Below are 7,074 nucleotides of genomic sequence, written 5' to 3' on the forward strand. Positions count from 1 at the left end.
GTGCCCCTGGGCATGCGGAGACCGATCTTCTACGCAGGGCGGGAGCACTGGGATGAGCGGAGCGGGACGTACGGACGACGGCCACGGCCGCGCGGGCAGGATGCTGTCCGGGCTGGCCGTGGCCGTCGGCTGTGTGCTCTTCCTCGGCGGCTTCGTCTGGGGCGCCCTGCTCTACCAGCCGTACACCGTCCCCACCGACTCGATGGCGCCCACCATCGGGATGGGCGACCGGGTCCTCGCCGAGCGCATAGACGGCGGCGACGTCCGCCGCGGGGACATCGTCGTCTTCAAGGACAAGATCTGGGGCGACACGCCGATGGTCAAACGGGTCGTCGGCACCGGCGGCGACACCGTGGCCTGCTGTGACCGCCAGGGGCGCCTCACGGTCGACGGCAAACCGGTCGAGGAATCGTATCTGCAGGACACGGGCGCGGCGTCGCCCACCCGCTTCTCCGCGACCGTCCCCGAGGGCCAGCTCTTCCTGCTCGGCGACCACCGCAGCGACTCCGTGGACTCCCGCGGCCACCTCTCCGACGCCTCCCACGGCACCGTGCCGCGCGGCGCCGTCCGGGCACGCGTGGACGCCACTGCCTGGCCCGTGGGGGGCTGGGGCATGATGGACAGACCCGAGTCCTTCGCCGCCCTCCCCGGCGGCACCTCGCAGCCCGGCCCGCTGCCGCTGGTGCTGACCGCCGTGATCGCCGGAGCGGTGCTCATCCTGGGCGGCGCGGCGTACGGCCCCGTGGCGCGCCTCGTCACACCGAGGCGCAGGGAGGAGGTGCCCGCCCATGGGCAGTGAGGCGTCCGGCAGCGCCGGCGAGCCCCGCAGGGCGTCGCGGGTCGTCCTGCTCGACCCGTCCGGCCGCATCCTGCTGATGCACGGCTACGAACCGGACGATCCCTCCACCACCTGGTGGTTCACCCCGGGCGGCGGCCTGGAAGGCACCGAGACGTGGGAGCAGGCGGCCCGCCGGGAGCTGGCCGAGGAGACGGGGATCACAGAGATCGAACTGGGCCCCGTGCTGTGGCGCCGCACCTGCTCCTTCCCCTTCGACGGCCGCCTCTGGACCCAGGACGAGCGCTACTTCCTGGCCCGTACGGCCCAGCCCGGCCGGTGGACCGGCGGCGGGACGGAACTGGAGCGGCGCAGCGTCACGGGGCTGCGCTGGTGGACCTGCGAGGAACTCCTCGCGACCCGTGAGACGGTGTATCCGACCAGGCTCGCCGGGCTGCTGCGTACGCTGCTCGACGAGGGACCCCCGCGTACGCCGGTGCTCCTGGAGACGGAGCGTGCCTGACGCACAATGGGGAGACGCACGGCTGAAGGGGAACATGCCATGAGCGCCGAGGACCTCGAGAAGTACGAGACCGAGATGGAGCTGAAGCTCTACCGGGAGTACCGCGATGTCGTCGGTCTGTTCAAATACGTGATCGAGACCGAGCGCCGCTTCTACCTCACCAACGACTACGAGATGCAGGTGCACTCCGTCCAGGGCGAGGTCTTCTTCGAGGTCTCGATGGCCGACGCCTGGGTCTGGGACATGTACCGCCCCGCGCGCTTCGTGAAACAAGTGCGGGTGCTCACGTTCAAGGACGTGAACATCGAGGAGCTCAACAAGACGGACCTCGACCTTCCGGGTGGCTGAGTTCTCCACAACCGACGGGTTATCCACCAAGATCCAACGGTTACGGGCCGCGGCGGCAGGGTGGGCGCCGGAGGTGGTGCCCGTGAACGCCCGAGAAGCACTCGGCCGCTACGGCGAGAATCTTGCCGTCCGCCTGCTGGCCCAGGCAGGCATCGTCGTCCTCGAACGGAACTGGAGATGCCGCGAGGGCGAGATCGACATCGTGGCCATGGAGGCCGACACCCTGGTGGTCTGCGAGGTCAAGACCCGCAGTGCCGGTGTGTACGAGCATCCGATGGCGGCCGTCACCCCGGCGAAGGCGGAGCGGCTGCGCCGGCTCGCCGAGCGCTGGCTCGAGCGCCACGGCGGCCCGCCCCCGGGCGGCGTCCGGATCGACCTGGTGGGCGTGATCGTCCCCGGTCGCGGCGCCCCCGCCGTCGAGCACGCCAAGGGGGTGGCGTGATGGGCTTCGCCCGTACGTGCTCGGTGGCGCTGGTCGGCGTCGAGGGAGTGGTGGTCGAGGTCCAGGCCGACCTCGAGCCCGGAGTCGCCGCCTTCACCCTCGTCGGCCTCCCCGACAAGAGCCTCGTCGAGAGCAAGGACCGCGTCCGCGCCGCCGTGGTGAACTCCGGCGCCGAGTGGCCGCAGAAGAAGCTGACCGTCGGCCTGAGCCCCGCGGCGGTTCCCAAGAGCGGCAGCGGCTTCGACCTCGCCGTCGCCTGCGCCGTCCTGGCCGCCTCCGAGCGCCTCGATCCGCGCGAGCTCGCAGATTTGGTGCTGATCGGCGAGCTGGGCCTCGACGGCCGCGTCCGGCCGGTGCCGGGCGTCCTGCCTGCTGTCCTGGCCGCCGCCGATGCCGGCTACCGGCAGGTCGTCGTCCCTGAGCGCACCGCCGCCGAGGCGTCCCTCGTGCCCGGGGTCTCGGTCCTCGGCATCCACAGCCTGCGCCAGCTGATCGCGGTCCTGACGGACGAGCCGGTGCCGGAGGAGGAGCCGCTGCAGGAGGGCCGTCCTGATCCGATGCTCGCGGGACTCTCGGTGCCCGGCGCGGGGCTGGGAACGGGCGTCCTGCTCGGCGAGCGGCAGCCCGACCTCGCCGAGGTCGCCGGGCAGGCCAAGGCCCGGATGGCTCTCGAAGTGGCCGCCGCCGGGCGGCACCACCTGCTCCTCCAGGGCCCGCCCGGAGCGGGCAAGACCATGCTCGCCGAGCGGCTGCCCGGCCTGCTGCCGCCGCTCAGCCCGCAGGAGTCGCTCGAAGTCACGGCGGTCCACTCCGTAGCGGGGACGCTCCCGGCCGGGCAGCCCCTCGTCGACAAGGCCCCCTACTGCGCCCCGCACCACTCGGCGTCCATGCCTTCCCTGGTCGGTGGCGGCTCGGGGCTGCCGCGCCCCGGCGCGGTTTCCCTGGCGCACCGCGGGGTGCTCTTCATGGACGAGGCACCGGAGTTCTCCGGACGCGTTCTCGATGCGCTGAGGCAGCCGCTCGAATCGGGGCATGTGATCGTGGCACGCTCCGGTGGAGTGCTGCGGCTCCCGGCCCGGTTCCTGCTCGTCCTGGCCGCGAATCCCTGCCCCTGCGGCAGGCACGGGATGCTGGCCGAGGGCTGCGACTGCGCCCCGCAGGCCGTCAGGCGCTACCGGGCCCGCCTCTCCGGCCCCCTCATGGACCGGGTCGACCTGAGGGTGACGGTCGAGCCGGTGGCCCGCTCCGAGCTCATGGGAGCCGAGGCGGGAGCGGAGACGACCGCCGAGGTGGCCGAGCGGGTCCGTGGCGCCCGGGAGCGGGCCGCCGCCCGCCTCGCGGACACGCCCTGGGCGACGAATAGCGAGGTCCCCGGCCACGAACTGCGGACCCGCTGGCGGGCCGCCCCGGGAGCCCTCGTCGAAGCCGAACGCGATATGGAACGGGGACTGCTGACGGCGCGTGGCCTCGATCGCGTGCTGCGGGTCGCCTGGACCGTGGCCGACCTCGCCGGGCACGACCGCCCCGGCGCCGCGGAGGTCAACTGCGCGCTGGAGCTGCGTACGGGTGTCCATCGCGGCACCGTTCTGACGGGGGAGCACCCGTGACCGCCCCCGCCTCCGAGGACCGGCTGGCCCGTGCCGCGCTCACCCGGCTGACCGAGCCCGGTGACGAGCGCGTGGGCCGCTGGGTGCAGGAGATGGGGGCCATGGGGGTGGTGCGGGGCCTCACCGGCACGGGACCGGCACCGAGGGGCGCCGGCCGTGAGCGGCTCGCGGGCTGCCGGCAGCGAGCCGCCGCCCTCGATCCGCAGGGCGACCTCGACGCCGTCGCCGGGCTGGGCGGCCGTTTCGTCTGTCCCGGCGACCAGGAATGGCCCGGGCAACTGGACGACCTCGGCGACGCCCGTCCGCTGGGCCTGTGGGTGCGCGGTGGCGCCGACCTGAGGCTGTGGGCCCTGCGCTCCGTCGCCGTGGTCGGCGCCCGCGCCTGCACCGATTACGGCTCGCACGTCGCGTCCCTCCTCGGCGCCGGGCTGGCCCGGCTCGGCTGGGTGGTCGTGTCCGGCGCGGCGTACGGCGTCGACGGCGCCGCGCACAGAGGGGCGCTCGCCGCGGGCGGGGTGACCGTGGCCGTGCTGGCCTGCGGGGTTGACGTGCCCTACCCGCGCGGCCACGCGGACCTGCTCGACCGGATCGTGGAACGGGGTCTCGTGCTTGCCGAGTTGCCCCCGGGCGGCCACCCCACCCGCAGCCGTTTCGTCCTGCGCAACCGCGTCATCGCCGCGTTGACGCGCGGCACCGTGGTGGTGGAGGCCGAATACCGCAGCGGCTCGCTGGTGACGGCCCGTCGCGCCCGCCTGCTGGGACGTCAGACGATGGGTGTGCCGGGGCCCGTCACATCCGGTCTCTCGGCCGGTGTGCACGAACTGCTCCGCGAGGACGCGGCCCTCGTCACCGACGCCGACGAGATCGCCGAGCTCGTCGGCGGCATCGGCGACCTCGCCCCCGAGCGCCACGGCCCCGTCGTCGCGCGCGACCTGCTGGCCCCGGCGGTGGCCATGGCGCTCGAAGCCGTGCCCGGGGGCAGCGGCGGCGACGCGGACCTCATCGCGCGAAACGCGGGCCTGAGCAGGGATCAGACGCTCGCCAGGCTGTACGAGCTACGGTCCCTCGGCTTCGTCGAACGCCACGGTGATCACTGGAAGTTGGCCGCCCCACCGTCAACATCCGGCACCCCCAAGCCCCCCGGACGGCGCCCGTCCGCGCGGCGAGGCGGTTCTTGACCTGGGGCGATCGGGTGAAAAGGTTAAGGGGACGACCGCGGCCGCCGATACGGCGAGGCCCGTACGGCCCACCCGCGCCTCCGGCGGCTGCACGCCGACGCGGCCGGCGGGGGACTCGGCCGCACACCGACCGAAGAGGACTCATCGCATACCGCAACTCAGCAGTCACGCTACGCTCACGGGATTCCAGCCATTCGTACCACTCGACCCACGTCACAGCAGAACGGCTCAAGACGACGAATGCCCCAGCACACCTCCGGTTCGGACCGCGCGGCGGTGCCGCCCGCGGCGCGCGGCGCCGAGCGCCCTCCCGCACCCTCGACGCTCGATGAGCTGTGGCGGTCGTACAAGGCCTCGGGCGACGACCGGCTGCGGGAACAGCTGATCCTCCACTACTCGCCGCTGGTGAAGTACGTGGCGGGGCGCGTCAGCGTCGGCCTGCCGTCCAACGTCGAGCAGGCCGACTTCGTGTCCTCGGGGATCTTCGGACTCATCGACGCCATCGAGAAGTTCGACCCCGCCCGGGAGATCAAGTTCGAGACGTACGCCATCACCCGGATCCGCGGGGCGATGATCGACGAGCTGCGTGCGCTGGACTGGATCCCGCGTTCCGTCCGTCAGAAGGCCCGCGCGGTCGAGCGCGCGTACGCCACGCTGGAGGCCGAGCTGCGGCGCACCCCCACCGAGGCCGAGGTTGCGGCCGAGATGGGCATCGGCATTGAGGAACTGCACGGGGTCTTCAGCCAGTTGTCGCTCACCAACGTGGTCGCCCTGGAGGACCTCCTGCACGCCGGCGCCGAGGGCGGCGAACGGCTGAGCCTGATGGACACCCTGGAGGACACCGCCGCCGACGACCCCGTCGAGGTCGCCGAGGACCGCGAGCTGCGCCGCCTCCTCGCCCGCGCGATCAACACGCTCCCCGAGCGCGAGAAGACCGTGGTCACCCTCTACTACTACGAGGGCCTCACGCTGGCCGAGATCGGGCACGTGCTCGGCGTCACGGAGAGCAGGGTCAGCCAGATCCACACGAAGTCGGTGCTCCAGCTGAGGGCCAAGCTGGCGGACGTCGGCCGCTGACACCGGCGGGAATCCTCCCTCGGCGTCGTCCCGGCCCCCGGCAATCCGTAAAGTGGGGACGTGCCCAGGATTCGAGCGGCCTCAGTGGCCGAGCACCGGACGATGCAGCGCGGCGCCCTGCTGGACGCCGCCCGCTCCCTGCTGTCCGAGGGCGGCACGGAGGCGCTGACCTTCCCCGCTCTGGCCGAGCGCACGGGACTGGCCCGGTCCTCGGTCTACGAGTACTTCCGCTCGCGGGCGGCCGTGGTCGAGGAGCTGTGCGCGGTCGACTTCCCCGTGTGGGCGGCGGAGGTCGAGGCCGCCATGGAGGTCGCGGACACACCCGAGGCCAAGATCGAGGCCTACGTGCGCCGTCAGCTGGCCCTCGTCGGCGACCGCCGCCACCGTGCTGTGGTCGCGATCTCCGCCGGAGAGCTGGACGCGGGCGCGCGCGAGAAGATCCGGGCCGCTCACGGCGGGCTCATCGCCATGGTCGTGGAGGCCCTCGAAGGTCTCGGCCACGAGCAGCCGCGACTGGCCGCCATGCTGCTGCAGGGCGTCGTCGACGCCGCCGTACGCCGGATCGAGCTGGGCGCGGCCGAGGAGCCGGGCCGCATCGTCGAGGCGGCCGTGTCCATGGCGCTGCGCGGCGTCAGGGGCTGACCACGGCCGTACCGCTCCCACCGGACAGCGGCAGCAGCCGGGACGGTGGCCTGCGCAGCATCCACGGCGGCAGCAGGGACAAGGGATCCAGGTAGATCTTTCCGCGGAGCAGCCCCCAGTGCAGGCAGGCCCCGGAGCCGGCCGCGCCCCCAGTCCCCTTCAGGCAGTGGGAGAGGAAGGGGCCCGCCTGGAGCGTGCCGATCACTTGCCCCGCCGCCACCTCGTCCCCTTCCTTCACCACCGCGTCCACCGGCTCGTACGTGGTCCGCAGCGGCGGATCCCCCGTCCCCGGGTGCTTGACCGACACCACACCCCGCCCTGCGACGGTGCCGGCGAAGGACACGGTGCCGGGCGCGGCGGCCCGCACCGCCTGACCCGGGCGGGCGACGAGATCCACCCCGCGGTGCCCGGCCGCCCAGGGCACCGGCGGCGGCCGCCAGACCCGCACGAGCAGAGGCCGGCCGCCTCGCGCCCCGGCGACC

Annotated in this window: 9 protein-coding genes; 8 read left to right on the plus strand and 1 reads right to left on the minus strand. The window is 73.3% G+C overall.

The genetic code is table 11. The features are described from left to right. Positions 1–52 precede the first annotated feature (52 nt). The 8 genes from lepB (at position 53) to B7P34_RS23605 (ending at position 6,592) form a co-directional block, all read left to right on the plus strand. On the plus strand, positions 53–799 hold the full coding sequence (gene lepB, locus B7P34_RS23570) for a signal peptidase I (RefSeq protein ID WP_106679555.1): 747 nt from the start codon (positions 53–55) through the stop codon (positions 797–799). Continuing rightward, positions 789–1,298, plus strand: coding sequence for an NUDIX hydrolase (locus B7P34_RS23575; protein WP_106679557.1), 510 nt, complete (start codon positions 789–791; stop codon positions 1,296–1,298). Before lepB ends, B7P34_RS23575 begins: the two co-directional genes overlap by 11 nt. Positions 1,299–1,337: 39 nt before the next feature. Next, positions 1,338–1,646 carry a DUF2469 domain-containing protein gene (locus B7P34_RS23580; RefSeq protein ID WP_007821609.1) on the plus strand — a complete coding sequence of 103 codons (309 nt, stop codon included), beginning with the start codon at positions 1,338–1,340 and terminating at the stop codon, positions 1,644–1,646. An 82-nt stretch (positions 1,647–1,728) separates the two neighbouring features. After that, positions 1,729–2,088: a YraN family protein gene (locus B7P34_RS23585; RefSeq protein WP_106679559.1), complete on the plus strand. Its 360-nt coding sequence runs from the start codon at positions 1,729–1,731 to the stop codon at positions 2,086–2,088. After that, on the plus strand, positions 2,088–3,695 hold the full coding sequence (locus B7P34_RS23590) for a YifB family Mg chelatase-like AAA ATPase (RefSeq protein ID WP_106679561.1): 1,608 nt from the start codon (positions 2,088–2,090) through the stop codon (positions 3,693–3,695). The genes B7P34_RS23585 and B7P34_RS23590 overlap by 1 nt, the downstream gene beginning before the upstream one ends. After that, entirely contained in the window at positions 3,692–4,873 is a 1,182-nt protein-coding gene (gene dprA / locus B7P34_RS23595) for a DNA-processing protein DprA (protein ID WP_106679562.1), read from the plus strand. Before B7P34_RS23590 ends, dprA begins: the two co-directional genes overlap by 4 nt. Before the next feature lie 240 nt (positions 4,874–5,113). Then, the gene (whiG, locus tag B7P34_RS23600; RefSeq protein ID WP_030369654.1) at positions 5,114–5,950 is read left to right on the plus strand and encodes an RNA polymerase sigma factor WhiG; all 837 of its coding nucleotides are present in this window, start codon (positions 5,114–5,116) and stop codon (positions 5,948–5,950) included. 60 nt (positions 5,951–6,010) lie between these two features. Next, positions 6,011–6,592, plus strand: coding sequence for a TetR/AcrR family transcriptional regulator (locus B7P34_RS23605; RefSeq protein WP_223268149.1), 582 nt, complete (start codon positions 6,011–6,013; stop codon positions 6,590–6,592). Here the strand turns inward: B7P34_RS23605 and B7P34_RS23610 are convergent. Beyond that, positions 6,582–7,074 (minus strand): M23 family metallopeptidase (locus B7P34_RS23610; protein ID WP_106679567.1); only part of this gene is annotated, 493 nt, incomplete at its 5' end. The two genes, B7P34_RS23605 and B7P34_RS23610, sit on opposite strands and share 11 nt — an antisense overlap.

It is taken from the genome of Streptosporangium nondiastaticum (assembly GCF_003011965.1).
GTDB lineage: Bacteria > Actinomycetota > Actinomycetes > Streptomycetales > Streptomycetaceae > Streptomyces > Streptomyces nondiastaticus.

What these genes read in the sequence shown, in the direction of transcription:
- lepB (WP_106679555.1), top strand. Translation starts at nt 53, where the DNA reads ATGAGCGGAGCGGGACGTACGGACGACGGCCACGGCCGCGCGGGCAGG.
- B7P34_RS23575 (WP_106679557.1), top strand. Translation starts at nt 789, where the DNA reads ATGGGCAGTGAGGCGTCCGGCAGCGCCGGCGAGCCCCGCAGGGCGTCG.
- B7P34_RS23580 (WP_007821609.1), top strand. Translation starts at nt 1,338, where the DNA reads ATGAGCGCCGAGGACCTCGAGAAGTACGAGACCGAGATGGAGCTGAAG.
- B7P34_RS23590 (WP_106679561.1), top strand. Translation starts at nt 2,088, where the DNA reads ATGGGCTTCGCCCGTACGTGCTCGGTGGCGCTGGTCGGCGTCGAGGGA.
- whiG (WP_030369654.1), top strand. Translation starts at nt 5,114, where the DNA reads ATGCCCCAGCACACCTCCGGTTCGGACCGCGCGGCGGTGCCGCCCGCG.